22 protein-coding genes and 2 pseudogenes are annotated in these 25,693 nt (G+C 62.6%); 6 read left to right on the forward strand and 18 right to left on the reverse strand.

Features of this window, described 5'->3' with window-relative positions:
- Positions 1-2 precede the first annotated feature (2 nt).
- The 6 genes from FJ959_RS12225 to FJ959_RS12250 form a co-directional block, all read right to left on the reverse strand.
- Positions 3-776 (reverse strand): SDR family oxidoreductase, encoded by a 774-nt coding sequence (locus FJ959_RS12225; protein ID WP_140630272.1) that lies wholly within the window; start codon positions 774-776, stop codon positions 3-5.
- Complete coding sequence (locus FJ959_RS12230; RefSeq protein ID WP_140581608.1) at positions 773-2,020, reverse strand: MFS transporter; 1,248 nt, start codon at positions 2,018-2,020, stop codon at positions 773-775. The genes FJ959_RS12225 and FJ959_RS12230 overlap by 4 nt, the downstream gene beginning before the upstream one ends.
- The gene (locus FJ959_RS12235) at positions 2,017-4,098 is read right to left on the reverse strand and encodes an ABC transporter ATP-binding protein (protein WP_140581612.1); all 2,082 of its coding nucleotides are present in this window, start codon (positions 4,096-4,098) and stop codon (positions 2,017-2,019) included. The genes FJ959_RS12230 and FJ959_RS12235 overlap by 4 nt, the downstream gene beginning before the upstream one ends.
- A complete protein-coding gene (locus FJ959_RS12240) occupies positions 4,095-4,976 on the reverse strand; it encodes an ABC transporter permease (protein ID WP_224704900.1) in 882 nt (293 codons plus the stop codon). The genes FJ959_RS12235 and FJ959_RS12240 overlap by 4 nt, the downstream gene beginning before the upstream one ends.
- Complete coding sequence (locus FJ959_RS12245; protein WP_140581615.1) at positions 4,973-5,986, reverse strand: ABC transporter permease; 1,014 nt, start codon at positions 5,984-5,986, stop codon at positions 4,973-4,975. Before FJ959_RS12245 ends, FJ959_RS12240 begins: the two co-directional genes overlap by 4 nt.
- Positions 5,987-6,059: 73 nt before the next feature.
- A complete protein-coding gene (locus tag FJ959_RS12250; protein WP_140581618.1) occupies positions 6,060-7,733 on the reverse strand; it encodes an ABC transporter substrate-binding protein in 1,674 nt (557 codons plus the stop codon).
- Positions 7,734-8,230: 497 nt separating this feature from the next.
- On the opposite strand from FJ959_RS12250, the gene FJ959_RS12255 reads away from it, so the two are divergent.
- The 5 genes from FJ959_RS12255 to FJ959_RS12275 all read left to right on the forward strand — a co-directional run bounded on the left by FJ959_RS12255 (position 8,231) and on the right by FJ959_RS12275 (position 14,581).
- Positions 8,231-10,651 (forward strand): FAD-dependent oxidoreductase, encoded by a 2,421-nt coding sequence (locus FJ959_RS12255; RefSeq protein ID WP_140581620.1) that lies wholly within the window; start codon positions 8,231-8,233, stop codon positions 10,649-10,651.
- A gap of 70 nt (positions 10,652-10,721) precedes the next feature.
- Positions 10,722-12,392: an ABC transporter substrate-binding protein gene (locus FJ959_RS12260; protein WP_140581623.1), complete on the forward strand. Its 1,671-nt coding sequence runs from the start codon at positions 10,722-10,724 to the stop codon at positions 12,390-12,392.
- Positions 12,393-12,531: 139 nt separating this feature from the next.
- Complete coding sequence (gene hydA, locus FJ959_RS12265; RefSeq protein ID WP_140581626.1) at positions 12,532-13,893, forward strand: dihydropyrimidinase; 1,362 nt, start codon at positions 12,532-12,534, stop codon at positions 13,891-13,893.
- A gap of 125 nt (positions 13,894-14,018) precedes the next feature.
- Positions 14,019-14,390, forward strand: coding sequence for a hypothetical protein (locus tag FJ959_RS32190; RefSeq protein WP_246678960.1), 372 nt, complete (start codon positions 14,019-14,021; stop codon positions 14,388-14,390).
- A 20-nt stretch (positions 14,391-14,410) separates the two neighbouring features.
- A complete protein-coding gene (locus FJ959_RS12275; protein WP_246678959.1) occupies positions 14,411-14,581 on the forward strand; it encodes a DUF1330 domain-containing protein in 171 nt (56 codons plus the stop codon).
- 118 nt (positions 14,582-14,699) lie between these two features.
- On the opposite strand, the gene FJ959_RS12280 is transcribed toward FJ959_RS12275, so the two are convergent.
- From FJ959_RS12280 to FJ959_RS12335, 12 genes and pseudogenes are all read right to left on the reverse strand, one after another.
- The gene (locus tag FJ959_RS12280; RefSeq protein ID WP_140551882.1) at positions 14,700-15,689 is read right to left on the reverse strand and encodes an acetamidase/formamidase family protein; all 990 of its coding nucleotides are present in this window, start codon (positions 15,687-15,689) and stop codon (positions 14,700-14,702) included.
- A 24-nt stretch (positions 15,690-15,713) separates the two neighbouring features.
- A complete protein-coding gene (gene urtE / locus FJ959_RS12285) occupies positions 15,714-16,424 on the reverse strand; it encodes an urea ABC transporter ATP-binding subunit UrtE (RefSeq protein WP_140581628.1) in 711 nt (236 codons plus the stop codon).
- Positions 16,417-17,133, reverse strand: coding sequence for an ABC transporter ATP-binding protein (locus FJ959_RS12290; RefSeq protein ID WP_140581631.1), 717 nt, complete (start codon positions 17,131-17,133; stop codon positions 16,417-16,419). Before FJ959_RS12290 ends, urtE begins: the two co-directional genes overlap by 8 nt.
- Positions 17,134-17,135: 2 nt before the next feature.
- Positions 17,136-18,194 (reverse strand): branched-chain amino acid ABC transporter permease, encoded by a 1,059-nt coding sequence (locus tag FJ959_RS12295; RefSeq protein ID WP_140581633.1) that lies wholly within the window; start codon positions 18,192-18,194, stop codon positions 17,136-17,138.
- A gap of 5 nt (positions 18,195-18,199) precedes the next feature.
- Complete coding sequence (locus FJ959_RS12300; RefSeq protein ID WP_140551984.1) at positions 18,200-19,063, reverse strand: branched-chain amino acid ABC transporter permease; 864 nt, start codon at positions 19,061-19,063, stop codon at positions 18,200-18,202.
- Between the two features lie 81 nt (positions 19,064-19,144).
- Positions 19,145-20,374: an urea ABC transporter substrate-binding protein gene (locus FJ959_RS12305; RefSeq protein ID WP_140581636.1), complete on the reverse strand. Its 1,230-nt coding sequence runs from the start codon at positions 20,372-20,374 to the stop codon at positions 19,145-19,147.
- 17 nt (positions 20,375-20,391) lie between these two features.
- Positions 20,392-21,036 carry an ANTAR domain-containing protein gene (locus tag FJ959_RS12310; protein WP_140646432.1) on the reverse strand — a complete coding sequence of 215 codons (645 nt, stop codon included), beginning with the start codon at positions 21,034-21,036 and terminating at the stop codon, positions 20,392-20,394.
- Positions 21,033-22,193 (reverse strand): transporter substrate-binding domain-containing protein, encoded by a 1,161-nt coding sequence (locus tag FJ959_RS12315; protein WP_140581640.1) that lies wholly within the window; start codon positions 22,191-22,193, stop codon positions 21,033-21,035. The genes FJ959_RS12310 and FJ959_RS12315 overlap by 4 nt, the downstream gene beginning before the upstream one ends.
- Before the next feature lie 194 nt (positions 22,194-22,387).
- Positions 22,388-22,573 (reverse strand): annotated as a pseudogene (locus tag FJ959_RS12320) (TOBE domain-containing protein); the annotation flags it as partial.
- Positions 22,574-22,594: 21 nt separating this feature from the next.
- A complete protein-coding gene (locus tag FJ959_RS12325; protein WP_224704894.1) occupies positions 22,595-22,924 on the reverse strand; it encodes a hypothetical protein in 330 nt (109 codons plus the stop codon).
- 322 nt (positions 22,925-23,246) lie between these two features.
- A complete protein-coding gene (locus FJ959_RS12330) occupies positions 23,247-23,759 on the reverse strand; it encodes an ATP-binding cassette domain-containing protein (RefSeq protein ID WP_224704893.1) in 513 nt (170 codons plus the stop codon).
- Positions 23,752-24,303, reverse strand: coding sequence for a hypothetical protein (locus FJ959_RS12335; RefSeq protein ID WP_140581646.1), 552 nt, complete (start codon positions 24,301-24,303; stop codon positions 23,752-23,754). Before FJ959_RS12335 ends, FJ959_RS12330 begins: the two co-directional genes overlap by 8 nt.
- A 177-nt stretch (positions 24,304-24,480) precedes the next feature.
- Between FJ959_RS12335 and FJ959_RS12340 the strand changes: the two are divergent.
- Positions 24,481-25,445, forward strand: a pseudogene (locus FJ959_RS12340) (IS110 family transposase).
- Positions 25,446-25,693 lie beyond the last annotated feature (248 nt).

The raw sequence follows: 25,693 nt of genomic DNA on the forward strand, positions 1-25,693 counted from the left end.
GTTCAGCGTACGGCATAGCCGCCATCCACGAGAAGGTCCGTGCCGGTGACGAATGAGGCATCGGACGAAAGCAGGAAGGCGCAGGCGGCGGCGATCTCTTCAGGTTGGGCAATGCGCCCGAGCAGATGCGCCGGCCCGAGACCCTCGTCGGCCGCCTTCAGGTCCGGCCAGCGTTGCAGCAGGCGCGCGGTCGCGACAGCGCCGGGCGACAGGCTGTTGACGCGGATGTGTTGCCCGGCATGGTCGACGGCCATGGCCTTGGCGAGATGCATAAGGCCGGCCTTGGCCGCGCAATAGGCCACCGCCTTGCCGACGGCGACGCGCGCGAATTGCGAGCCGATCAGGACGATCGAGCCGCCGCCGCCGGCCGCCATCAAGGGCACTGCGAATTTGGAGACCAGGAAGGCGCCGGTGAGGCTGACGTCCAGCTCCAGCCGCCATTTGTCGAGCGCGAGATCGGCGACCGTGCCGTCGGTCGATGGGGCGGCGGCATTGTGGACCAGACCGTCCAGCCCACCGAATGCCCGGCCTGTAGTGGCGACCGCGGATTTGACCGAATCCGGATCGGTGACGTCGCAGCCGACCGCCAAGGCGTTCGATCCGAGACTTGCGACAAGCGCCTGCGTTGCCGCCATGTCGCGATCCGCGCAGGCGACGCGAGCGTTCTCCTCGACGCATCGGCGTGCGATCGCGGCGCCGATCCCGCTTGCGGCGCCGGTGATCAGAATGACCTTGCCGGTCAGGCGGCCGGGCAGGGGGGATGCGGCGGCTGTCACGGCTCGCCTCCCGAGGGCTGCACGACCACAATCCCCACCGGGCGCTGCCGCAAGTTGATGCAAGCCGCGATTGCCACCAGAATGCCGCCGGTGCCGAGCACCAACAGCATGGCCTGCGGGGCGGTGTGCTCCATGAGCGCCGCGGACAGGCCGGGCGTCAGGATATTGCTGATTGAATAGAGCAGCAGCAACGTGCCGGAAGCGGCAACCATATGACGGCTGTGCATTCGCGAATTGGCGAAGGCTATCGCCACCGGATATACGGTCAGCGCCGTGGCGCCATAGATGAAGAACAGCAGGAAGAGGAATGGCAGCGGCCTGGTTCCGATCCAGGCGATGGATGCGCAGAGCGACACCGAAAGCAGGCCCTGGATGAGCAGTATCACACGCCTGTCGAACCGGTCCGAGAGCCATCCGACTGGCGTTTGCGCCAGCATCCCGGCGATGCTGACGGTCGTCACCAGGCCGACGGTCGCGCTGGCGGATAGCCCGATCTTGGCGCCATAGATCGGGGTCAGAACGAAAACGTTCATGTTGGTGACGCCGGCCTGGAAGACGCTGACCACCGTAACGGGCGCCAGCCGCAGCAACTGGATGACGCCGTAACGCTCTTCCTTCGCCGGGATGTCCGGCACGGACGGTTCATACTGCGGAGCAGGCAGGGCAGGCCATGGCTTTGAGACGAAGCGTGCAAGCACTGCCATTAATACCGTGGCCGCGCTGACCCCGAACAGATGGGGCGAGTGCGCCCCGACGATCTCCAAAAGCACCTGGCCGAGCAGCACGGCGATCGCTGTTGTCATCATGTAGACGGAAAACAGCCTGCCGCGATTGTGCTGGTCAGCATAAAGGTTGATCCAGCTTTCGCACACGACGAACATGGCCGCCATGGCCAGCCCTCCGAGCAGGCGGAAGCAGAACCATGCCGGCAGCAGATCGGTGAACACGAAGCCTGATGTGCCGATCGCCGCGATCACGGTTATGATGAAAAAGGCGCGCTCGTGGCCTACCCGCGACACCAGTGGACGAGCAATGAGGCAACCGACGAGGAACCCGAGCGGGTAGGCGGTGAGCACCAATTGCACGTTTGGGGGCGCGATGCCCGGCGCGCTCAAGGCCAGTGACACGGCCGTCGTCAGCATGGAGCTGCCGATGCCGGCCAGGCAGATGAGCGCCATGATCGGCAGGATGGCGCGCGATCGTTCCGCCTGACGCCAGAGACGGGCCAGCGACCATGTCCTCATTTAGGGCCACGCGCCTCGTCCATGAGGGTGAGCGCGGCCAGATCCGTCTTCGGGATATGGCAGGCGATCTCGTGCGTGGGGGACATTGTGCGGATCGGCGGCGGCTCGCTGTCGCAAATAGGACCCACCTTGCGATGGCACCGGCTGGCAAAGCGGCAGCCGGTAGGAACGTTGACGGGACTAGGCGTGTCTCCGGTCAGCGTGATCCGCCTGCGCCCGGCGCCTTCCGCTTTCGTGCTGCGGATCGCCGAAATCAGGGCCTCGGTGTAGGGATGGGTGGCGCCGCCGAAGATTTCATCGACCGTGCCTTTCTCCATCACCTTGCCGAGGTACATGACCACGACCTTGTCGGCGACATGGCGCACCAGCGCCAGATCGTGGCTGATGAACAGCATCGTCGCGTGGCGGGTCCGCTGGATGTCGAGCAGCAGCGTCACCACCGCCGCCTGCACCGAGACGTCCAGCGCCGATACCGGCTCGTCGGCGACGATCAGCGACGGGTCGGAAGCGAAGGCGCGGGCAATGGCGATGCGCTGTTTCTGTCCGCCCGACAACTGGCTTGGCTTACGCGCCGCGAAGTCCGGCGAAAGCCGCACCATCTCGAGCAGTTCGCGCATGCGCTGGTCGATGGCTGCCTTGCCCGTGCGAATGCCGAATTTCTTCAACGATCGGCGGATGGAGAAGCCGGCGCTGTGCGAGGGATTCAGCGTCGAATCCGGATTTTGGAACACCATCTGGATCGATTGCAGCAATTGTTTAGGCCGAGAGGCTGCTTCGATCTTTGCGATGTTTTCGCCGGCCATGCGGATTTCACCCGATGTGGCGCGGTCGAGGCCGGTGACGATGCGCGCAAGGGTCGACTTGCCGCAACCGGACTCGCCGACCAGCGCGACGATTTCGGCCTTGCCGGCCTCGAAAGACACATGCTCGTTGGCCTTCAGCGTCCTGTGGTTGCTGAGGTGGTAGAGCTTGGTGACATCCGATACGGCTATTGCGGCCTCCGGCGCCGTTCTCTCTTCGGCCAGCGTCGGCAGGTCGCGGCGACCGAGGTCGAGTTCAGGCCAGCGCACGCAGCGCACCAGATGGTGCTCTCCCGCCGGTTCGAGGATGATTCCGGGCTGGTCGCACAGGCCGGCCTTGAAACCGGCGCAGCGCGGCCCGAACAGGCAGCCGCGCGGCCGCTCCGAGGGCAGCGGGATGTGACCCGGAATGGCAGCCAGCGTGCGGCTGTGCTTGCCGTGGTCGATGTCGGGAATGCAGTCGATCAGCCCTTGCGTGTAGGGGTGCCGCGGTTGGCCGAACAGCTCGCCTGTCGGCGCTTCTTCGACCAGTTCGCCGGAATACATGATGCCGACGCGGTCGCAGCTCTCGGCGATCAGGCCGAGATTGTGGGAGATGAACAGCAGGCTGGTGCCGTAGCGCTGGCGCAGCTCCCCAATCAGGTCGATCACCGCCGATTCCACCGTGACGTCGAGGCCGGTGGTCGGCTCGTCGAGCAGCAGCAGAGAAGGCCTGCCCAGAAGCGCCATGGCGATCACGACCCGCTGCTGCTGGCCGCCGGAAAGCTGATGCGGATACCGCTTCAGCATGTCGCCGGCGTCTGGCAGGCGCACGTCCTTCAGCATGGCTGCCGCCATGTCGAGCGCGTCGGTTCGGCTGGCGTCGAGATGGAGCATCGGCACTTCGGCAAGCTGCGCGCCGATGGTCTTGACCGGATTGAGCGCGCTCATCGGATCCTGATAGACCATGGCGATGCGCCGCCCGCGCATGGAGCGCAGTCTGTGTGCCGGCGCGCCGACCAGATCCTCGCCTTCGAAGCGGATGCTGCCGCCGGCGATCAGGCCGGTGGCGCCGAGATAGCCCATGATGGCCATCGCGGTCGTGCTCTTGCCGCAGCCGGATTCGCCGACCAGCCCATAACTTTCGCCCGGTCTGACCTCGAACGACAAGCTTGGCACGGCAACGACGGTCTCCGCCTTGGCGCGAAACTCGATGCGCAGGTCCCGGACCTCGAGCAGCGGGGCGTCCGCGGCTTGCCCCTTCGGCGCTGGCGCCAATATGTCAGCAGTCGGAATCATGGCTTCCAGGCTTCCCGCAGGCCGTCGGCCAGGAGGTTGAAGCCGAGCACCAGGCTGACGATTGCAATCGACGGCAGCACCGACATCAGCGGCCAGACGTTGAGCACGGTCGTGCTTTCCTTGACCATGCCGCCCCAATCGGGGTTGGGCGGCGGCAGGCCGAGGCCGAGGAAGCCGAGGATGCCGATGGTGATGATCGTGTAGCCGATGCGCAGGCAGGCATCGACGATCAGCATGCCGCGGCAGTTGGGCAGCAGCTCGACCAGCATGATGTAGAGCGTGCTTTCGGCGCGCAGCCTAGCCGCAGCGATGTATTCCTGCTCCTTCAGGCCGAGCACCAGCCCTCGCGTTATTCGCCCGATGCCCGGGGCCGAAGCGACGGTCGAGGCGATGACGATGTTGAAGACGGACGGGCCGATATTGGCGATCAGTATGACGTAGAGGACCAGCACCGGGAAGGCGAGGATGATGTCGGACAGCCGACTGATGAGGGCATCGATCCAGCCCCCGTAATAACCAGCGATCATTCCCAGCGTGATGCCGACTATCATGGCGATGGCGACGGAGAGCGGCGCCACCACCAGCACGGTGCGGGCGCCGAAGATCAGCCGCGACAGCTCATCGCGGCCGAGGATATCGACGCCAAGCCAATGCGCGGCCGAAGGCGTCGGGTCGGCGAGCGCCATCACGTCCTGTTCGGTCGGCGAGTAGAGCGGCAGGACCGGCGCGAGGATCGCTGCTAGTACCCAGAAGCCCACCAGGAATAATCCGATCATCGCGGTCGGCGAGCGCAGCATCCGCGCCCATTTCAGGCGCGTCCTGCCCGTCGGCTTGGCAGCCGTCCCGTCCATCGCTCTCTGTTCGGCCACTGCGTTCATTTCAACCTTATGCGTGGGTCAAGCAGCATGTAACCGAGGTCACCGAGGAACTGCGTCGTGACCGCGATGGCGACGGTGATCAGCGTGGCGGCTTCGATGGTCGCGATGTCGCCGAACAGGCTGGCGTCGAGCAGCAGCCGACCGAAGCCGGGATAGGCGAAGACGAGTTCCGTCACCACCACGCCGCTGATGAGGAAGTTGATCTGCAGCAGAAGCACCGTGAAAGGCGCGATCATGGCGTTGCGTAGGGCGTGGCGCATCACCACTTGGCGCGTGCTCATGCCCTTCAGCACCGCGGTGCGGATGAAAGGTTTTTCCATCACGCCGATCATCGAGACTCGGATCATGCGCGCGACATAGCCGAAGTCGTAGATGACGAGCACCGCGACCGGCAGCACGAGTTGCGATGGAATGGACCAGCCGCCGTCGGAATCCAGCGGACTGGTGCCCGGCAGCACCGGCCACAGGATGACGAACAGGGTAACCAGGAAAACGCCGGAAGCGAATTCGGGGATCGAGGTGAAGGTGATGCATATGATCGACAATGCCCGGTCGAGTACGCCGCCTTCCTTGAGGCCCGACAGGATGCCGAAGACAATCGACAAGGGCACGATCAACAGGAAGGCCAGTCCGGCCAGGATCGCCGTATTGCCGAGCCGGTCCCAGATCACATCGTTGACGGGCAGCTTGTTGAGCGTCGAATAGCCGAAATTGCCGAAGTACTGGGCGCCTCGCGGGTCCGTGAAATTGAGCCCGGTGCTGGGGTCCTGAAGCGGGTCCGGAATGACGCCGAGCAGTATGCCCGCCCAGCGGCCGTAACGCACCAGCAGCGGATCATCCGCCTTCAGCTTCCTGGTGAGGAAATCGACCTGTTCCTGGGTCGCGAAAGGCCCGAGGGATTTGCGCGCGACGCTGCCCGGCGTGAATTCACAGACGGCAAAAACAAGAAACGAAGCCGCCACCATGGTGAGCAGCATCATCGCCAGTCGTCTCGCAACGAATCTCGCCATCGGCCGGAATGTCCGCTCCTGATGCAATCGGGGTTGAATGCCCGGTCGCCTCGAAGGCGGCCGGGCAAATTGGTCAGGCGGCGACGACCGCGTAGTCCTTGGCGAAAATATACTGCGAAGGATGGAGTTCGAAACCCTGCACCTTCTTGTCCATCACGGTCGAGAAGATGCGCCAGAATGGCTGCACGATCGGCCCTTCGTCCTGCATGATCAGCTCGATCTTCTCCATCACCTTGGAACGCTCCTTCGGGTCGAGGATGCCTTCGGCCTGGGTGAGCAGCTTGTCGAACTCGGCATTGGAGAAATGCGACTCGTTCCACGCTCCATTGGTGCGGTAGGCTAGGCCGAGCGTCATGATGGCGAGCGGGCGATGCCCCCATGCCGTCAGGCTGAACGGCGCGCTGGTCCACACTTCCCAATACTGGGCGCTCGGCAGCGACTTGATGTTGGCTTTGATGCCGATGTCCTTCAACTGCTCGGCCATCGCCTGTGTCGTGTTCAGTTCCCAGATCGGATCGGGCCTTGTCACGACGTCGATCTCGAAGCCATCGCCCTGGCCGGCGTCGGCCATCAACTTCTTTGCCTTCTCGATGTCGCGCGGCCATTTCGGCAGCGCGGCATACTCGGGATGCGACGGCGCCACGTGGTGGTCTTCCGCCGGCGTGCCGGCGCCGAGCAGGACCGTCTGGATGATCTTGTCGCGATCGATCGCGTAGCGCATGGCCTGGCGCACGCGCTTGTCCTTGAATTGCTCGACGTCGGGATGCATGCGCATCACGATGGTCTGCGTGGTTTCGACCTTATGGATCGCGACGTGGGGGAAAGCCTTCATAGAATTGATCTGGACCGCGTCGGCTTCCGACAGTCCGTCAACCTGCTTGGAGGCCATTGCCGCGATGCCGGCGCCCGGATTGTCGCCGAGGTCGACGAACTCGAACGTGTCGAGATGCGGCGCGCCGCCCCAATAATCAGCTCGCGCCTTGTATTTCGCGCCCTTGCCGACCGTGTATTCGACGATCTCGAACGCTCCGGTGCCATTAGCGCTCGGACCGAAGGCGCCGTTGTCCTTCGGGTCGAGAATGAACATAGGATAGTGGAACAGGTGTTCGGCGACCGCGATCTGCGGCGAGAACAGGTTGAGCCGCACCGTGCTGTCGTCGACCTTCTCGATCGCCTTGTCGGACCACAGCCGGCTCGACTTCTTGGGATTGCCCTTGTCGTCCTTTTCGCCGGTGTCGTATTCCTCGACCAGGTAGCCGGTGAACAGGCCGAGCACGGAGGACCCGACAGCCGGATCGCTGACCCGCTTCAGGTTCCAGACCACGTCGTCGGTGTTCAGCGCTCTGCCGTCGCGCCATTTCACGTCCTTGCGGATGTGCAGCGTCCAAGTCTTCAGGTCGTCGCTGACGTCCCACTTTTCGAGCAGATAGGGACGGGTGATGTTGTTGCGGTCGGTGAAGGTCAGATATTCGCAGACCTGGCGAATGATGTTCGACTTCTCGGCGAAGTCGGCCAGATGCGGGTCCTTGATCTCCATGCAGCGCATGCCGATGCGCAGGTTTCCGCCTTTCGGCAAATCCTGCGCGCGGGCCTGCGTCGACGGGTCGACGAGACCGGCCATGGCATAGGCCGCTCCGGCCGAAAGACCGAGCAGCGTCGACTTGCGCAGGAAGTCCCTGCGGCTGATCGCGCCGTCGTTGAGCTGATCGACGAGTGTCGGGATATACGCGTGTGGAGCCTTATCCAAGATATTGACCTCCGAGTTGTCACAATGCGCTGGTTGGATGGGCGTCCCGGCGCTGCCGTTCGGTCGGCAAGGAACCGAATTCGCTGGCGGACGCGCAACTCCAAGGCCCGTGGTGACAATGCGTGGTCGGCGAAAAGGCTTGCCGGAAAACCGGCCTGTCCCCATGCCGCGGATGCATGTCCATAGCGGTGGCTCCCATTCGTGGCGCCGTTGATACAGCTGCTCATTTCCCCACTAGAAGCTACACCGGGCCCCCCTGTCCACAAACGAAGATTAATGTGGCTATGACCTCGTTTTTTTTGGCCAAAATCATAGCCGAAACCGGGATTGGCGCCCAATTGCAGGCTTTACAGCCATTTGTCGGGCTTTCTACACTGCCGATAGTCGAAAAAGTGAGGTCATGCCGGCGAACGTAAGCCGAGCCCAGCCCTCAGTCACCATCATGCCAATTGCAAATCTGCCTGCCCTCGGACCTAGAGCCAAAAGGAACACGTGAAATGCGGACCCATGCCCAGGCTGTTGTGATCGGCGGCGGTCTGATCGGATGCTCCATCCTTTATCATCTCGCGAAACATGGCTGGACCGATGTCGTGCTATTCGAGCGCGATGAACTGACCTCGGGCTCGACTTGGCACGCCGCGGCCAACATCCACGGCCTGCACGACTCCACCAACATCAGCCGTCTGCAGCATTACACGATGGCGCTCTACAAGGAGCTGGAGAAGGAGACGGGGCAGGGCTGCGGCGTCTTCCAGCCGGGATCGCTCTACCTTGCCCAGACCGAGGCGCGGGAACATCAGCTCAGGCTGCAGGAGGCCAAGGCCCGCCGCTACAAGATGAATTTCTACGAGGTCGACCGGGCCGAGGCTGAGCGGCTGCACCCGCTGGTGGATTTCGATGGCATACGCTGCATCATGTACGAACCCGAGGGCGGCAACGTCGATCCTTCGGGCGTCACGATGGCCTATGCCGCCGGCGCGCGCCAGCGCGGCGCAGAGATCCACCGCTTTACCCCTGTGACAGGAACGGAGCAGCAGCCGGACGGCAGCTGGATCGTGCGCACCACCAAAGGCGACGTGCACGCGCAATGGGTGGTCAACGCCGCCGGCCTGTGGGGACGCGAGGTCGCCGCCATGGCCGGGCTGGAACTTCCGCTGATCCCCACCGAGCACCAGTATTTCGTGACCGAGACCATCCCGGAAATCGCCAATATGGGCAGGCGCCTGCCTTCGGTCGCCGACCGCGACGGCGAATACTACCTCCGCCAGGAGGGCCTTGGCCTGCTGATCGGCGCCTATGAGCGGGCGATGAAATTCTGGGCGGAGGACGGCACGCCGCTGGATTTCGGCCATGAGCTCTTCCCCGACGATCTGGAGCGCATCGAGGAAAACATGATGCGCGCCATCGCCCGCGTGCCGGCGGTTGGCGCCGCGGGCATCAAGAAGGTCATCAACGGGCCGATGATCTGGTCGCCGGACAGCGCGGCGCTGTTCGGTCCCGTGCCGGAGTTGAGGAACTATTTCTGCTGCAACGGCCTCATCCCTGGCTTCTCGCAATCCGGCGGACTCGGCAAACTCGCCGCAGAGTGGATGATCGAGGGCGAGCCGACGCTCGACATGTTCGGCTGGGATCTCGCCCGGTTCGGCCACTGGGCAAGCAAGGCCTTCGTCAAGGCGCGGGTGCAGGATCAGTACAGCCACCGTTTCAAGATCCATTTCCCGAATGAGGAGCGCGCGGCAGGGCGGCCGGTGCGGACGCGACCGGCCTATGCCATGCAGAAGGATAAGGGCGCAGTCTTCGGCCTGAATTTCGGCTGGGAGCATCCGCTGTGGTTCTCGACCGACGGCGAGCCTCGAGAAGAGACGATAGGGTTCACCAGGCAGAACTGGTGGCATCCCGTCGGCCGCGAGGCGCGCATGCTGCGCGACCACGTCGGCGTTATCGATGTTTCCAACTTCGCCAAATACGAGGTGAAGGGGCCGGGTGCCGAGGCTTGGCTGAACGCACTCTTCGCCAACAAGATCCCTGCCAAGGTCGGCAAATCCTGCCTGACGCCGCTGATCGGCAAGCGCGGCGGCATTGCCGGCGACTTCACGGTGACCAAGCTCGGCGAAGACGAATATCGCATTTTCGGCTCCGGCATGGCCGAACGCTACCATCAGCGCTTCTTCAAGATGGTGCCGTTGCCTCCAGACACCACGTTCCGCTCGCTGACCGAGGCGATGTGCGGCTTTAATGTTGCCGGACCGAAGTCGCGCGCGGTGCTGCAGCGACTTGCCAATGACGATCTGACGACCGAATCCTTCCCCTTCATGGCATCGCGCCGCATCACCGTTGCACGCGTCGATGTCATCGCATTGCGCGTCTCCTTCACCGGAGACCTCGGCTGGGAACTCTACTGCGAAGAGAAGGACCAGACTGCCCTTTACAGCGCGTTGCTCGACGCCGCGCGGCAGGAAGGCGGCGGGCCGGTCGGCTCGCGCGCGCTGATGTCACTCAGGGTCGAGAAAGGCTACGGCAGTTGGGGTCGCGAATATTCGCCCGAATACTGGCCGCAGGAGGTCAGGCTCGACCGGCTGGTCAAGATGGACAAGGGCGACTTCCTCAATCGGGGCGCCTATGCTGCGCTGGCCTCCAAGCCGGCGCGCGACGAGTTGATCATGATCTCGATCGAGGCGGAGGATGCCGATGCGACGGGCGGCGAGCCGATCTTCCTGCCGGACGGCACGCCGGTCGGCCAAGTCACGTCCGGCGCCTATGGCTACCATGTCGGCATGTCGCTGGCGCTTGGCTACGTGAAGGCGGGCTCCGTCAAGTCCGGAGAAGCGGTCACGGTCGCGATCCTCGGCCACCCGCACAAGGCCGTGTTGCTCGACCGGCCGCCTTTCGACCCCGATGGCAAGAGACTGCGGGCCTGATTATGAAAATCGTGGCGCGCCAAAAGGGTTATCGCATGATCTAGACCTGCGGCAACTGGGAGGTAATACCGTGGAAAAAGCATCGCATCCCTATATTCCTACGCTTCTCGACCAGATGAAGGACGGCCGGATCGGCCGCCGCGACTTTCTCAGGAAGGCAACGCTGCTTGGGCTTTCGGCGACGGCCGCCTATGCCATGGCGGGGCTGCCCGAGCCTATGTCCCAGGCTCGCGCCGAGGATATGCCGAAAGGTGGAAATCTGCGGATCGGCATGCGTTGCCAGGAGATCAAGGATCCCCACACCGTCGACTTCTACGAGAAGTCCAACGTCATCCGCCAGGTTTGCGAATTTCTGACCTTCACCGATCGCGATAACATCACCCGTCCTTACCTTCTGGAGAAATGGGATGTCAGCGACGACCTGAAAACCTGGACGCTGCATGTTCGCAAGGGCGTGAAATGGCACGACGGCAGGGACTTCACCGCCGACGACGTCGTATGGAACCTCAAGCGTGTCTGCGATCCCAAGGTCGGCTCTTCGATGCTGGGCCTGATGACGGGTTACCTCGTCGAACAGTACGATACGGGCGAGAAGGACGACAAGGGCAACGCAAAGATGTCGAGCCGCCTGTGGTCCGACAATGCCATCGAGAAGGTCGACGATCATACCGTCAGGCTGAATTGCAAGTCGCCCCAGGTGGCGGTGGCGGAACATTTCTTCCACTACGCGATGCCGATCATCGATCCCAACAACAATGGTGCGTTCGGCGTCGGCACGAACGGAACCGGGCCGTTCGAACTCATCGAGTACAACATCGGAAAGAACGCCAAGTTCAAGGCCAGGACGGACTATTGGGGCGGAGGCCCGTACCTCGACACGTTCGCCTTCGTCGATCTTGGTGACGGCGCCGGGGCCGGCATCGCCGCCATGGCCTCGAAACAGGTCGATGGCCTGTCGACTGCGGATCGCGTCGAAATCAACTCGATGAAGAGTTTCCCGCATGTTGCCGTCTACAGCGTCCCGTCGGCCCAGACGACGGTCGCGCGCATGCACCCGGAAGGTCCGTTCGCCGACAAGCGCGTGCGCCAGGCGATGAGGCTCGCCGTGGATCGCAACAAGATCATTCAATTGGCCCTGCTCGGCGGTGGAGCGGAAGGGGAGGATCACCACGTCGCCCCGTCGCATCCGGAGTATGCTCCGTTGCCCAAGATCGATCGAGACGTCGAGAAAGCGAAGAAGCTTCTGGCCGACGCCGGATTCCCGGATGGGTTCGAGCACGACATGATCACGCGCTCCGAACCGGCCTATGAGGTCGCCATGGCTCAGACGCTGGTCGAGCAGTTCAAGGACATCGGCGTGAAGATCAACATCAAGACCCTGCCGAATGCCCAATATTGGGACATATGGACCAAGGTTCCGTTCTCCATCACGGGATGGAGCCATCGGCCGCTCGGCATCATGACGCTGGGGTTGGCCTACCGCTCGAACGTGGCATGGAACGAGTCGCATTTCTCCAACGCCGAATTCGACAAGCTGCTGACCCAGGCCGAGGGCATCCTCGATCCGAAGGAGCGCTCCAAGGTGATGGAGAAGATCGAGCTGATCCTGCAGGACGAAAGCCCGATCATCCAGCCTTACTGGCGCGACCAGCAGACCGTGATGGACAAGAAGGTGAAGGGCTTCGAGAAGCACCCGTCGGAGTTCATCTTCGCCAAGGATTACGCAGTCGTGGCGGCCTAGACAGCGCCGGCTCGCCGTCGACTGGAAGACGGTTCACGCCCTCCCGAAATCTCTGGGAGGGCAGGGACCTTGCCCCTATCGGCGTCGCATCACGCGGTGCGCCCCTCTGAATTCTCACCAAGCTGAAGGTGGAAACTCCATGAGCTACGATCTGGCTATCAAAAACGGCACGGTGATCACCGCCAATGATACGTTTCTTGCCGATGTGGCTATAAACGGCGAACAGATCGCTGCCATTGGGCAGGGGTTGGTCGGGCAGAGGGAAATCGACGCGCGGGGTCGTTATGTGCTTCCCGGAGCCATCGATGCGCATGTGCATCTGACTGACCCGCGCTACGCCCCGCTCTATACGCCGGGTGCGGATTCGTTCGGGGTCGGCAGCAGGGCCGCTGCGATCGGCGGCGTGACGACATTCGTCGATTTCGCGTCGCCCTATGCCGGCGTCAATCTCGTCAAGGAATTGGATGTCCGGCAAAAGGAGGCCGAAGGCGAGGCGGTGATCGACTATGCGTTCAACCTCACGATACGCGACACCGACCCGTCGCGAATTGGAGAATTGCACGACATCTTCGATCGCGGGGTCACCTCCATCAAGATGTTCATGGCCTATGACGGCTATCGGCTGAACGACACCACCATCTTCAGCGCGATGGAAGTCATCGCCGAACGCGACGGCCTCGCGGTGGTCCACGCCGAAAACGACGACATCATCAGGATGCTGAAGGCCCGTCTGGCGAAGGAAGGCAAGACCGGCACGGAGTGGTATCTGTCGACACTTCCTTCCGCGACCGAAGGCGAGGCCGTCCATCGCGTGATAGCCTTCGCGGCCTACACCGGCGCCCGCCTGATCCTCTATCACCAGACCTGCGAGGAAGGCGTGCGCGAGATCAGGCACGCCAAAGCACGTGGTCAGAGCGTGTATGGCGAGGTCTGCGTGGCCTATCTGGTTTACACCAGCGACGACTATGAGCGAACCCTGGCCAACGGTTTCTCCATCCAGACCAGCCCGCCGATACGGGAGAAGCGCCATCAAGATGCGCTTTGGCAGGCTCTCGCGGACGGCACTCTCGACATCGTGTCCACCGACCATGGTCCGCGCAAGCGGCCCCCGGGCCAACCCGCCCATGGGATATCGGGTATCGAGGCCCGTCTGGCGCTGATTCATCATTTCGGCGTGAACGCAGGCAGGCTCAGCCTCAACAGGTGGGTCGAGGTGTGCTGCACCAACCCTGCGAAAATCTTCGGCCTCCCCAAAAAGGGTCAGCTCCTGCCCGGCTACGACGCGGATGTGGTGGTGTTCGATCCGAACAAGGAATTCACGTTCTCGGCCGAGACGCTCCATTCCGACATCGATTACAGCTCCTACGACGGCATATCGGTGCGTGGATATCCGCAAATGACGATCAGCCGCGGCGAGGTCGTCGCAGATGGCGGGTCGTTCGTGGGCAAGCCCGGGCGTGGCCGGTTCATCGAACGGGGAACAGGGAAGCGCTCCTCATAGAGGTTGCGCAAATACGCCAGGCTGTCTTCGCCGCGCCAAACGCGCGGCACGCCGCAGCGCGGCGCTTGCCAGAACTAGGCTGAATCGACATTCAGCGCATCCATAGCATTGCTGCGGCGAGGTGGATGAAAGCAAGGAAGTGGAGGGCGCGACGACCGAAGCGCGTTGCGCAGCGTCGCTGCGGCATGTTCGATGTCTCCGCCAGGACCGACAATAGCGGCCTTGCCATAGGAGACGACGGGTTTCGAAAGAAGCATCGCCGCCTCGCGCACGAGCAGTTCTCCGGGTTCGGCGCCATAGGAGACAAGCTCCAACAGGTCTTCGGCAGCCTTGCCTGCCAGCGGGTTCTGGACAACGGCGCACGCGGCGGCGCGCGTGACCGCGGAGTTGTCTACGCTAGGAAACGGTCGTCGCCGGAGGAGAGTCAGATGAAACAGAAAGCCTACTGGATTGCATCCTCGAGCTGTTCGGCAAGTATGGCGGCAGATATCTTGTAAGGGCAGGGCGTTCGAAGGTTGTGGAAGGCCAGGGGCGGGACCGTAACATCATCATCGAGTTACCGGACTACGACACCGCGCTCGCCTGCTACGAATCCCCGGAATACCGGAAGGCGATTGCCCTTCGGAAAGACGCGTCGATCAACGATATAATTGTTGTCGAGGGCGTGCTCTCGGATCCTTTGCAATGATGGTCGCAGACTGAACGCCGACAGCACTCTGTTGCCTTCGGTGCGCAGGACATGACCGACATTGGCGATGAACCGGCCGCGCTAGTTCAGCACCGAAGATCCGGCTTCGAAAAGATCGTCACGCCAGGTAGTGCTTCAGGATGGAGGCACCCAGCGTGTATTTCGGGTCCACCATGTTGCCCAGCCTGACCCGGCCGACCTGTGTCAGAAGCATATAGGCGTCGAGCTCGGTGAAGCCGTATTCGGCGGCCATCCAGCGGACCAGTTCGCGATAGGCGATGCGGACGGCGTCCTCCATCGGACGCCCGGAACCGATCGTCATGATCGACTTCTCGTTCTCGAGCCGGGCCCATTTGAAGTTCCAGCCCTTGATAAGGTCGATCTGCACGGTCGTCACGGTCGGGTGCTCGATGGCGACGCCGCAAAGCTCGCCGTCACCCTGGTTGGCGTGGCAGTCGCCGAGATAGAGCAGGCCGCCGGCCGCATTGACCGGCAGGTAGATGACGGCGCCGGGTGCGACATCCGGCAGATCCATGTTCCCGCCGTAATAGTCCGGTTGCAGGGAGGAGATCGCCTCGATCTCCGGGGAGGTGCCGATCGTGCCGATGAAGGGCTCGTAGGGGATCGTGATCTTGTCGTTCCAGACCACGCCCTTCTTGGCATCGACATGCAGCTTCTTGACCCGCTCGGGAAGGGGTGCGTTGAGCACGGCCGTATCGCCGGTGCCCACCAGCCCCCCGAATTCGGTAATCAGGCAGGTGGTGCCGCATGGCTGTTCCCCGCGGGGGCGGACCTCCTTGATGTAAACGGCCAGGCAGTCACCCTTTTCCGCGCCGTTGACGAAGATCGGTCCGTTCTGTGGATTGAGATAGGGGAAATTCAGAAGCTTGCTGGGTACGTCCGTTTCCTTCCTGATGACGCCCTCGAACGCGTCATGTGTCTCCACCGACACCTCGGCGCCGGGATCGACCCGCAGCACCGGCTCCACATAGGGTCCGTAGACATAGTGGTACTTCCCCTGGTCGGCCTCCGTCATGTTGTGGACGGTCTTGACCTTTCCCTTGGCGACGCCCCGTCTAGCCATGATCGAGTTTTCAAGCCAGGACATTTGTCTCTCTCCTTATGATCCGGCCTAGACGGCCAGGTATTTCCTGATGGTGTCGCGGTCTTCGAGTTCGTGCGGCGTCACATGCGCGACGATCCTGCCCTTGTCGATCACGTAGCAGCGCTGGGCCAAGGCCTTGATCATGTCGAGGTTCTGCTCGACGAACATGATCGTCATGCCGCTGTCCCTGTTGAGTTGCTTGATGATGCGGCCGATGTCCTGCACGATCGACGGCTGGATGCCTTCGGACGGCTCGTCGAGCAGGAGAAGTCGCGGCGATCCGACGAGGACGCGTCCGATGGCGAGCTGCTGCTGCTGGCCGCCGGACATGGTCCCGGCTTGCTGTTTCGATCTTTCCTTCAGGATGGGGAAGAGCTGGTAGATGTGCTCGTAGATGTCGGGCGCGACGCGCCCCTTCATGGATTCCCCGACCTGGAGGTTTTCCCGAACCGACATGCGGGGGAAAACGTCTCGCCCTTGCGGGACGTAGCCTATCCCGAGCCGCGCCCTGCGGAATGGCGTCAGTCCCGTCAGCTCGGTCGAATCCAGCCGGATTGTCCCCGCCATGCTGTCGACCAGCCCGATCAGGGTCTTCATCAGGGTCGATTTGCCGACGCCGTTGCGGCCTATGACGGCCACGATCTCGCCCTTGGCGACCTCGAGGTCGATGCCCTGCAGGACCGGCTTGCCGCCATAGCCGGCGCGAAGGCCTTTGATCTGGAGCAGGGCCTCAGTCATGGTTCTGTCCCAGATAGATGGCCGCGACCCGATCGTCGGCGACGATCTCGTCGATCGTGCCTTCGGCGAACAGCCGCCCGAAATGAAGGACGGAGACCCGCTGGGCGACTTGGCGAACGAACGCCATGTCGTGCTCGACGGCAAGCACCGTCATGCCCTCGGCGTTGAGCTGCTTGACGATCTCGCCTGTCATGAAGGTTTCCTCGGGGGACATCCCCGCGGTTGGCTCGTCCAGAAGCAGCAGCTTGGGTTTGAGGCTGATGGCCATGCCGATCTCCAGCCACTGTTTGAAGCCATGGCTGAGGTTGCCCGCCAGCTGAAGCGCCACCGGCCGCAATTGCAGGAAATCGAGCAGCCGCTCAACTTCCTCGTCGAGCGTCGCTGGCCCGACACGGTGCTGCAGGGCGATTTCGAGGTTCTGGCGGGCGCTCAGCGCGCCGAAAATGCCCGGCACCTGGAATTTCACGCTCATGCCCCGGTTGATGCGCTGGAACGGCTTGAGGTGCGTGATGTCCTCGCCGTCGAACAGGATCGTCCCGCTCGAGGGCTGGTGCTCTCCCAGAAGGAGTTTGAAGAAGGTGCTCTTGCCGGCGCCGTTCGGCCCGATCAGGCAGTGGATCTTGCCGGCCTCCAGCGAGAAGCTGACGTCGGCGGCGACATGAAGGCCGCCGAAGCGTTTGTTGAGTTTTTCCGTCCTGAGCAGCGCCATCGTCACTTGCTCCCGCCCTTGCGCGAAAACAAGGAGGCCAGGAGCAGCCCTGCATTCGCGACAAGGCCCTTGGGGGCCAGCAGGACCGTGCAGACCAGCAACAGGCCCATCACCACCAGCGCGTACTGGCTGCCGTAGATCGTCAACGCCTGGAAGGCGGATAGGACGACGAGCGTGCCGATGAGCGTCGCCGTGAGATCCGACCGGCCGCCAACCGCCACCCAGATGATTGGCAGCGCCGCCGAGGTGATGCCCATGGAGGAGGGCGTGATGTATTGGCCCCAACTGGTATAGAGCACGCCGCTCAGCCCGGCGAGGGCAGCGCCGAGGATGAAGGCCGCAAGCTGGTATCTGCGCACGTCGTAGCCCAGCATTTCGGCGCGTCCGGGATTTTCCCGGATGGCGACCAGCACGTTGCCGAACTTGGAATTGACCAGCACGCGCAGGCCGAGATAGACGGCGACGACCAGGCCTAGAACCACGTAGTAGAGGCCGATGTCGGGAAAGAGCACCAGTTCGCCGCCGAACCAGGGCAGGGTGAGCGGCGGCATGCCGCTCATGCCGTTGAAGCCGTTGAGCCGCGCCGATCCGACTTTCCATTCCGGACCGGCGGTCTGCGCCATGAAGCGCTCGAGGGCGAGCGTGACCGACAAGGTCACGATGCCGAGGAAGATGCCGCTGATGCGACCAAAGAACAGGAAGTAGCCCAGGATTGCCGCGAACAGCGCCGCGATCGCGACGGCGAGCAGGACAGAAACAAGGCCGAGACCGGAGGCGGTGCCGAAGTTGATCGTTAGGATGCCGTAGCTGTAGCCGGCGATGCCGAAGAACGCGGTCTGGCCGAAGGACAGCGAGCCGCCATATCCCCAGATGACGCTGAGGCCGAGCGCCATGAACGTCCAGTTCAGGAAGTAGATGTTGTTGCCGACATCATAGCCGTCGGCGAACAGCGGATAGACGAGGGCGGCGACGAGAACCAGCCCGAACAGGCTCCAGAACACAGGCCCGCGGCCCATGGTCTGCGGCCCCTCGAAGCGTTTGAAAATCCGTGACAGCATCATCTTGCCTACGCTCGGTCCTTGAGGATCAAGCCGGTGATGCCCTTGGGCAGCAGGCGGATGACCAGGATGACCGCCAGCAGAAGGCCGATCTGCCCGGCCAATTGGCCTTGCCAGGACGTCAATGAGGCCTTCACGACCGCGAGCAGCGCCGCGGCCGGAGCGGTTCCGATGAAGATGTCGGCTCCGCCCACCACGACCGTCACGAAGGCCTCCATGATGAACGTCGTCCCCATCGTCGGCACCATCGTCATGGTGGGGGCATAGATGCCTCCGGTCAGGCCGGCCAACGCCGCGCCGATGCCGAAGGTCAGGGCGTAGACGCGGTTCGTGTCGACGCCGAGCGCGCTGGCCATGTGCGGCGCCTGGATGGTCGCCCGCGCAAGCACGCCGAAGCGGGTCTTGTTGAATATGAAATAGAGGAGCAGCAATACCGCCAGGGCGGTCGCGATAAGAACCAGCCGGTAGTAGGAGAAGGACAGGTTCCCCACCGTGAAGCTGCCGAGCGGCGTGCCGACGCCGCGCATGGTCGGACCGAACAGGATGAGCGTACCCTGCGAAGCGATCAGGCTCACGCCCCATGTGGCGAGGATGGAATCGAGCGGTCTGGCGTAAAGCCTGCGCACGATGAGCCGTTCTATGACGATGCCGACCAGTCCCGCGAACAGGCTGCCGCAGATGATCGCAAGGGGCAGCGGTATGCCCCAGCGAACCGCGAAGACGGTCACATAGGCGCCGCACATGATGAATTCGCCATGGGCGAGATTGATGACGCCCATCATGCCGAAGATGACAGCGAGCCCGCAGGCCGACAAGACGAGGAAAGCGAAGGCGTCACCGAACTGGTAGGCCGACGATACGAGTGCTGTCATGAACTGCATGGGCGGCTCCGGTCCAACAGGCGGGCATGCCGCCGGGCGGGCACGACGATGCGCCCGCCCGGCAAGTCGGGTCTACTGCTTGGGCGGAGGATTGGATGGCGTGTACTGTTCCATCGGGTCCGACTTCGTCAGGTCGCAGCCGGCTTCGCCCAGCCAGTATGGCTTGATGTCTTCCCAGACTTTCGGGAAGTCGATCGAGTGGTCCTTGTTGACATGGGCGAGAAAGATGGTGTGCGACATGTGCTGGCTCTTCGGGTCGAGGCAGACCTTGCCGGACGGGCCATCGAAACAGACGTCGCCCTGGGCGATGACCTTGCGCAGATCGTCACGCTTGGTCGAACCGTTCGCGCGCTCCACCATCTCCTTGTAGAGATTCATGGCGATGTAGGAGTTCGCGGCTTCCTGGTTCACGTATGGCTCGTTGGGGAACTTCGCATGGAACTTCTCCAGGAAAGCCTTGCTGGCCGGCGTGTCGACTTCCTCGATGTAGTTCGTCGTCACATACATGTTGGCGAGGCTCGGCGGGGTGAAGCGCTTGTGCTCGTAACCCTGGCCGACGTTGACCGATGACGCCATGGGCAGACCGAGATTGGCCGATGACGCCTGTTCGTAGTAGGACGCCTGCGCGGCGCCGACTAGCAGCGTCACGACGAAGGAAGGCTTCGCGTTCTGGATGTTCTGGATGGTCTGCGAGAACTGCGAGACGCCGAGCGGGATGAACTCCTCGCCGACCATCTCGCCACCATTCTCCTTGACGATGTTGCGGACCCATTCGGCAGAGATCTGGCCGAAATTGTAGTCGGCCGCGATCGTGTAGACGCGCTTGCCGTACTTCTCCATCATCCAGGGGATGAGGGTCGAGAACTGCTGTTCCGGCACGGCGCCGGTCACGATCATGTGCGAGTCGCACACGCCGCCTTCGTACTGGTTGTTGTAGAAGGCCAACCCGTCAAGCTGGTCGACGATCGGGCGGTAGGCTTCGCGCGAAGCCGAGGAGAAGCCCGCGAAGACGACATCGACCTTGTCGCGCTGCAGTACGCGGCGCATGAACTCCTGGTATCTGTTGTTGTCCGACTGGGTGTCGTAGATGACCAGCTCGATCTGGCGCCCGGCAATGCCACCCGCCTTGTTGATCTCGTCGGTCGCGAGTTGGATGGCGTGGACCTTGCCGATGGTCGCCGCGGCGAAGTCGCCCGACTGATCCTCGAGAACGCCGATCTTGATCGGGTCCGCGGCGTAGGCCGCTCCCGAGAGGGCAAAGGCGCATGCCAGCGTCCCGGCCCGTAACCACTTTGCAGTCATATCGATTTCTCCTCCGGTTACAGTTTTTTTGCGTAGGGTAAGCCTGTCCCGATGGGCGGCTCGGCTTCATCCAAGTCGGGACCATGGGCCTGGACGAACGATGCACAGAACTCCTCGATGCTTTGCCGCGAGCGCATGCTTTCACGACGTAGATGATCGTAGGCGGCAGCGTGGTCGCTGCCGGTGCGTTGCATGACGATCAACACCGCCCTGACCAAGCTCCTGCGCAGGAGCCGGCGCCGCTCGTATTCCTCGACACGATCGGCGAGATAGCGCCGGCGGCGGAACTCATTGATGCCGACGAACAGCGCCGAATAGACGGTCGCCCGATGGACCGGCTTGCGCAGGGTGGCCGTCGCGCCAAGTTGCATGAGCCACCGCAGCCGGCTTGGCGCCTCGACGCCGATGATGCCGATGACGGGCAGGCAGCGGCTGGGCTCCGATGCTCCCGTCTCGACGGTGACGTTGAGATCGGAATCGATGAACAGCACGTCCTTGTCGCTGGGATCGATCTGGATCTTGCAGTCATTGATCTCGGCGGCGGCGGAAGAGATGCCAAGCTTCGCCAGCATATCCAGGAGCTGTTCCACGGCCGCGGGCTGCTCCGTGGCGATCGTGGCGCGATAGCCGATGAAATTTTGGATGATCCGCGGCTCGCTCATTTGATTGACCTCAGCTTCGGAACGCTGTTGCGGACCGCGTAGCGTGGGGTGGTCTGAACGAGATACGGATCGGGCTGGACGGGACGGTTTGCCTGCCAAAGGATTTCGAACTGGCCCGAGGCTTTGGATCGGCCGATGCGTGGCGTCAGAAAGGCGTGATTGGTGGGGCCGTCCACGCTGACCGTTCCCTGAGGAGCGTCTATCGAAAGCGTGGGAAGCGTGAGCCGCACGGCTTGGACGTCGTCCGACCCGGCCGCGGCGATAGCGGCTGCGAGCATCTTCACCGCGACATAGGAAGCCTCGGCATCCGCCGATGGCGCGGCATCCTGCCAGCGTCGACGGTAGGCGCCGATGAAACGGCGGTTGGCGGGGGTGTCTATGGAAGAAAAGTACACGCTCGAGCTGATGTGCCCATCCATCGCGCGGTCGCCGATCTCGCCCAGTTCGGGTTCGGAAAGGCTGCAGCCGACGGCAGGCATTTCGGCGGGCTGGTCGATGCCGCGCTCGATGCACGCGGCGCGGAAATCCTGGAAGAAGCGGTAGGCGCTGGTGCCGATCAGCGTGTTGAAGATGAAATCCGGCCTGGCGTCGAGGATCGAGGCGATGGTCTTGGAGAAATCTGTGTCGCCCACCGCGTGGTAGCGTTCGGCGAGGACGGTTCCGCCGGCTACCGACAGCCCCTCGCGCAGGATGCGGTTGTTCTCCCAGGCCCAGATATAGTTGGAGCCGATGCAGTATGCCCGCCGGCCCATATGGGTAAGCAGGAACTCGATCAGCGGAATGATGTGCTGGTTGGGCGCCGCACCCGTGTAGACGACGTTGGACGAACTCTCGAACCCCTCGTAATGCGAGGGATACCAGAGCAGCGCGTCATATTTCTCGAAGAGGGGGATAACGTCCTTGCGGCTGGACGAGGTGTAGCAGCCGACGACATGGCGCACGCCGTTCCGGCCGAGAAGCTCTTGGCTCGAAACGGCGTACTGGCCGAAGGAACCTGCCGGATCGGCCACGATCGGCACCAGGTCGAAAGGAAAGTCGGGAGACGCCCTTATCTCATCGAAGGCGAGCATCGCGCCGTTGAACATGGAACGCGAAACCACGCCGTAAGGCCCGCTTTGCGAGAACAGGACGCCAATATGGTACTGCGTTCTTGCCATGACCCCCTCGACGCAAAAAGACGCCCAACAGTCGGCACTGTGGGCGTTCTTGCCATCAATATGTCACGCAATTTTCGCGCTGCATGGGCTCATTTGCCCTGCGCATTGTCATACTTCAATGAAACATTAGCCGTGTCAAGCATCGATGCGGCGGCCTCTGCAAACGCATCGCGGTCCGGCGATCGGGAGAATGCTCAGCCGCCGCCGATCAGCACCGCGTCGGCAGGCTCGACGACTACGGAAACCGCGCTGCCGTCGGCGATCAGCCTCGTCGTATCGGGCGATGACACAAACAGTTCCATGGCGGGATCAACGAGGCCGACGCGGTATTCCATATGGTTTCCGAGATAGGACGATTTCAGCACGGTGCCGGCAAGGCTGTCCGCCGCGGCGGCGAACTTTCAGCCGCGCCGGTCCCGCCTGGACTCGACATGCTCGCCGTCCGTCGGCCACGTCACCGGTATGAGGTTGGCGTCGCCCATGAAGTCGGCGATGAAGCGGTTGTCCGGCTGGTTGTAGAGCTGGCGCGGCGTGCCGTCCTGCGCGATCTTGCCTGCATTCATGACGATGATGCGGTCGGAGACGGCCAGCGCTTCCTCCTGGTCGTGGGTGGCGTAGGCCACGGTCAGCTTCAGCTCCTGCTGGAGATCGCGGATTTCTTCGCGCACGCGCCGGCGCAGCTTGGCGTCGAGGTTCGACAACGGCGACGCGCTACTTGCGCGTGAAGTCATGTGTGAGGCCGTCGCACTCTGACGGTCCGAAGTCGCCTGACATGACCCACCTCCAATTCAGTACGATCGCCCTCCACGGCCATACTGACGATCTCGGCCACCACGTCCAGTACCCGCCGCCGCCACTGCGGCAGCTAATGCGAGCACTGTCGCCACCGCAGCCCTCGGTAACATTGATCGGTGAGGCAATAGGAGGGGTCAATTTCTCATTTCGCCTGACATGGAGCTTGGCAAGCATCGGAGCCGCCGCGCTCTGAAGAGCTAGCCAAGCGGCTCGCCCTTAACTCGTAACGAGCCGTTGGGTGCGCTGACAGAGCAAACGTCACGCTGCCTCCCCTAAATGATGAGCGGCGGCGAGCCGAGTAATGCTGCCGCGATCGAGATCTTCGCACGGGTGCCGAGCGAATTCTCCGATCGGCCGATCGAGCCACGGGTCGAGTGCGAGCCGCGAGACGAGATCGCTACCAGGCCAGCCGGTAGCGCTCCAGGAACGGATCGAGGCGACGAGTTCGAGATATTGCCGCCCGGACAGGAACGGCGGCAGGTCCGGGGCATCGATGGCGAGCCCGAAGCGAGCCTTGGCGCGCTCCGGCGCATGCGCCAGCGCGATGTCGTCGATGGTGACGGTTCCCGATCGAGGGCGGATCTGGCCGGTCATGGTTTTGATCAGGGTCGATTTGCCGGAACCGTTGGCGCCGAGAAGCCCAAGAATGTCCCCACGCCGCAACGTGAGGTCGATATCGGTGATTACCAGCCGTCCGCCATAGCCGACGCTGAGGTCCGACAGGGCCAGGAGGGCCTGGTCGGCGTGTGTCTTGTTGGTCATCTCATCCATGATTGTATCTCTGCCGTGCCCAGTACCCTAGCCACAGCACCAATGCGGCAAAACCGATGATAACGGTGCGGCCGTATTCCAGGGATTCGTAGCTCGTGTAGGCGATCGCTGCCAGGAAGCTGATGGATGCGACCAGCGGCGTGTTCAGGAAATACGCCGCGAACACCGCATAGGTGCCGTTGAGGATCAGCAGCCACACTCCGCTTGCAGCCGGTATCGCCCATGATGATGGCTCGGCCGCCAGCGCGGCACTGGCGGGCACGAAGAAGAATGCAGCCAACAGTATCAGTGGAAGCTGGATGAGCCGCAACCACGCTCGCGCAAAACCGATCGGTGCGGTGCGCAAGACCGGCGAGCCGAGAGGATGACAGCGCAGGCAGAGCATGAAGACAAGCAGGCCGCCGGCAAGACCGACCGTAGCCCCCACTTCGGCATGATGTTGGACCAATGTGGTGGCTGCCGAGACCGCGGCAACCAGCTTGTCGCAACCGTGGCGGTGACAACACGCCATGTCGGCGTCAGTTGGCCGGCCGGCAGGCACCAAGCCCATGCGCTCAGCCGAGCTGGTCGGCCGCGATCGAGGAAGCCTAACGCTACATGTTTAGATGGGGTATTCGGCTGTCCGAGCCCCTCGTTTCCCCGTTGAGGTGCTGCGCTTCGAGCTGATGGTAAACGTGGTCTGTTTTGGAGCAGCCACAAGCATCAGATGGAGAAGCGCAGCATGTCATATTATGTTGGCCTGGACGTCTCGGTCAAAGAGACCTCGGTTTGTATCGTGAACGACGCCGGCAAGATTTGCCGTGAGACCAAGATCCCGAGCTATCCCGACGATTTGGTGAGGTTGCTCAATGATCCTGCGATGCCAGCGACTCGCATCGGTCTTGAAGCCGGGCCGCTGTCACAGTGGCTGTTCAGCGGGATGGCGGAAGCCGGGCTACCGGTGGTTTGCATCGAGACCCGGCACACGAAGGCCTACCTGAAGGCGCAGGTAAACAAGAGCGATCGCAACGACGCCCGTGGCATTGCCCAGATGATGCGGGTCAACTTGTTCCGACCCGTGCATGTGAAGACGCTCACCAGTCAAAAGCGCCGGGCTTTGCTGACTGCGCGCAAACTGTTGCAGGAAAAGGCTGTGGCAATCGAGAATGATATCCGGGGCTGCTGCGCAACTTCGGGCTTAAGGTTGGCATTGTGAGTGTAATCAAGTTCGGCGAGCGTATCCGTGAGCTTGTCGATGGCATCTCGCAGGGAAAATATTCGATTGTGAAGGGTGACCCTGTTTGCAGACGATTGATGACCGTGCCCGGGGTGGGTCCCGTTGTTGCGCTGGCTTTCAAAGCCACGATCGACATTCCGGCACGCTTCAGAAATTCGAAGGCTGTGGGTCCTTCTCTCGGTTTGACGCCGCGGCTGCATCAATCAGGGGAAGACCATCGCGTCGGACGTGTCTCACTGTGCGGCGACGCTATGATGCGGACGCTGCTTTATGAAGCCGCGCAAGTCTTGTTGACCGTCGTGAAGAAGTGGTCGTGGTTGAAAGCGTGGGCGATGAATGTTGCCAAACGCCGTGGTCGACAAAGGGCTACAGTCGCTCTTGCACGCAGATTGGCGGTCATCATGCACAGGATATGGATTGACGGCAGCGAGTTCCGCTGGGCTCGAGAAGATACGCCAGCGGTGATGTAGCTGATTCATCGAAGAACAGAACGCAACGACCAATAACGGAATCCGCCTTGGGGTGGATAGATGTCCTTCGCGGGACGGAGGATGAGGAAGAGCGTGCCGGGACTCGTGTCGGCCATGGCAACATGGTGAGAACGCTGTTTAGATTGCTCCCTTCATTCCAACTGATCCCATCCTGGGAGGGCCAAAGCGCCGATCCCGAAGAGAAGCGAGGCCCCGCGAAGGCACCAAAACCCCTTGGATGAGGGAGC

The sequence above is a fragment of the Mesorhizobium sp. B2-2-4 genome, from assembly GCF_006442375.1.
Classification (GTDB): Bacteria; Pseudomonadota; Alphaproteobacteria; order Rhizobiales; family Rhizobiaceae; genus Mesorhizobium.

What these genes read in the sequence shown, in the direction of transcription:
- FJ959_RS12310 (WP_140646432.1), bottom strand. Translation starts at nt 21,036, where the DNA reads ATGAGCGAGCCGCGGATCATCCAAAATTTCATCGGCTATCGCGCCACG.
- FJ959_RS12280 (WP_140551882.1), bottom strand. Translation starts at nt 15,689, where the DNA reads ATGTCCTGGCTTGAAAACTCGATCATGGCTAGACGGGGCGTCGCCAAG.
- FJ959_RS12315 (WP_140581640.1), bottom strand. Translation starts at nt 22,193, where the DNA reads ATGGCAAGAACGCAGTACCATATTGGCGTCCTGTTCTCGCAAAGCGGG.
- FJ959_RS12245 (WP_140581615.1), bottom strand. Translation starts at nt 5,986, where the DNA reads ATGGCGAGATTCGTTGCGAGACGACTGGCGATGATGCTGCTCACCATG.
- FJ959_RS12300 (WP_140551984.1), bottom strand. Translation starts at nt 19,063, where the DNA reads ATGACAGCACTCGTATCGTCGGCCTACCAGTTCGGTGACGCCTTCGCT.
- urtE (WP_140581628.1), bottom strand. Translation starts at nt 16,424, where the DNA reads ATGACTGAGGCCCTGCTCCAGATCAAAGGCCTTCGCGCCGGCTATGGC.
- FJ959_RS12230 (WP_140581608.1), bottom strand. Translation starts at nt 2,020, where the DNA reads ATGAGGACATGGTCGCTGGCCCGTCTCTGGCGTCAGGCGGAACGATCG.
- FJ959_RS12325 (WP_224704894.1), bottom strand. Translation starts at nt 22,924, where the DNA reads ATGACTTCACGCGCAAGTAGCGCGTCGCCGTTGTCGAACCTCGACGCC.
- FJ959_RS12290 (WP_140581631.1), bottom strand. Translation starts at nt 17,133, where the DNA reads ATGGCGCTGCTCAGGACGGAAAAACTCAACAAACGCTTCGGCGGCCTT.
- hydA (WP_140581626.1), top strand. Translation starts at nt 12,532, where the DNA reads ATGAGCTACGATCTGGCTATCAAAAACGGCACGGTGATCACCGCCAAT.
- FJ959_RS12235 (WP_140581612.1), bottom strand. Translation starts at nt 4,098, where the DNA reads ATGATTCCGACTGCTGACATATTGGCGCCAGCGCCGAAGGGGCAAGCC.
- FJ959_RS12305 (WP_140581636.1), bottom strand. Translation starts at nt 20,374, where the DNA reads ATGACTGCAAAGTGGTTACGGGCCGGGACGCTGGCATGCGCCTTTGCC.
- FJ959_RS12330 (WP_224704893.1), bottom strand. Translation starts at nt 23,759, where the DNA reads ATGGATGAGATGACCAACAAGACACACGCCGACCAGGCCCTCCTGGCC.
- FJ959_RS12295 (WP_140581633.1), bottom strand. Translation starts at nt 18,194, where the DNA reads ATGATGCTGTCACGGATTTTCAAACGCTTCGAGGGGCCGCAGACCATG.
- FJ959_RS12240 (WP_224704900.1), bottom strand. Translation starts at nt 4,976, where the DNA reads ATGAACGCAGTGGCCGAACAGAGAGCGATGGACGGGACGGCTGCCAAG.
- FJ959_RS32190 (WP_246678960.1), top strand. Translation starts at nt 14,019, where the DNA reads ATGAAAGCAAGGAAGTGGAGGGCGCGACGACCGAAGCGCGTTGCGCAG.
- FJ959_RS12255 (WP_140581620.1), top strand. Translation starts at nt 8,231, where the DNA reads ATGCGGACCCATGCCCAGGCTGTTGTGATCGGCGGCGGTCTGATCGGA.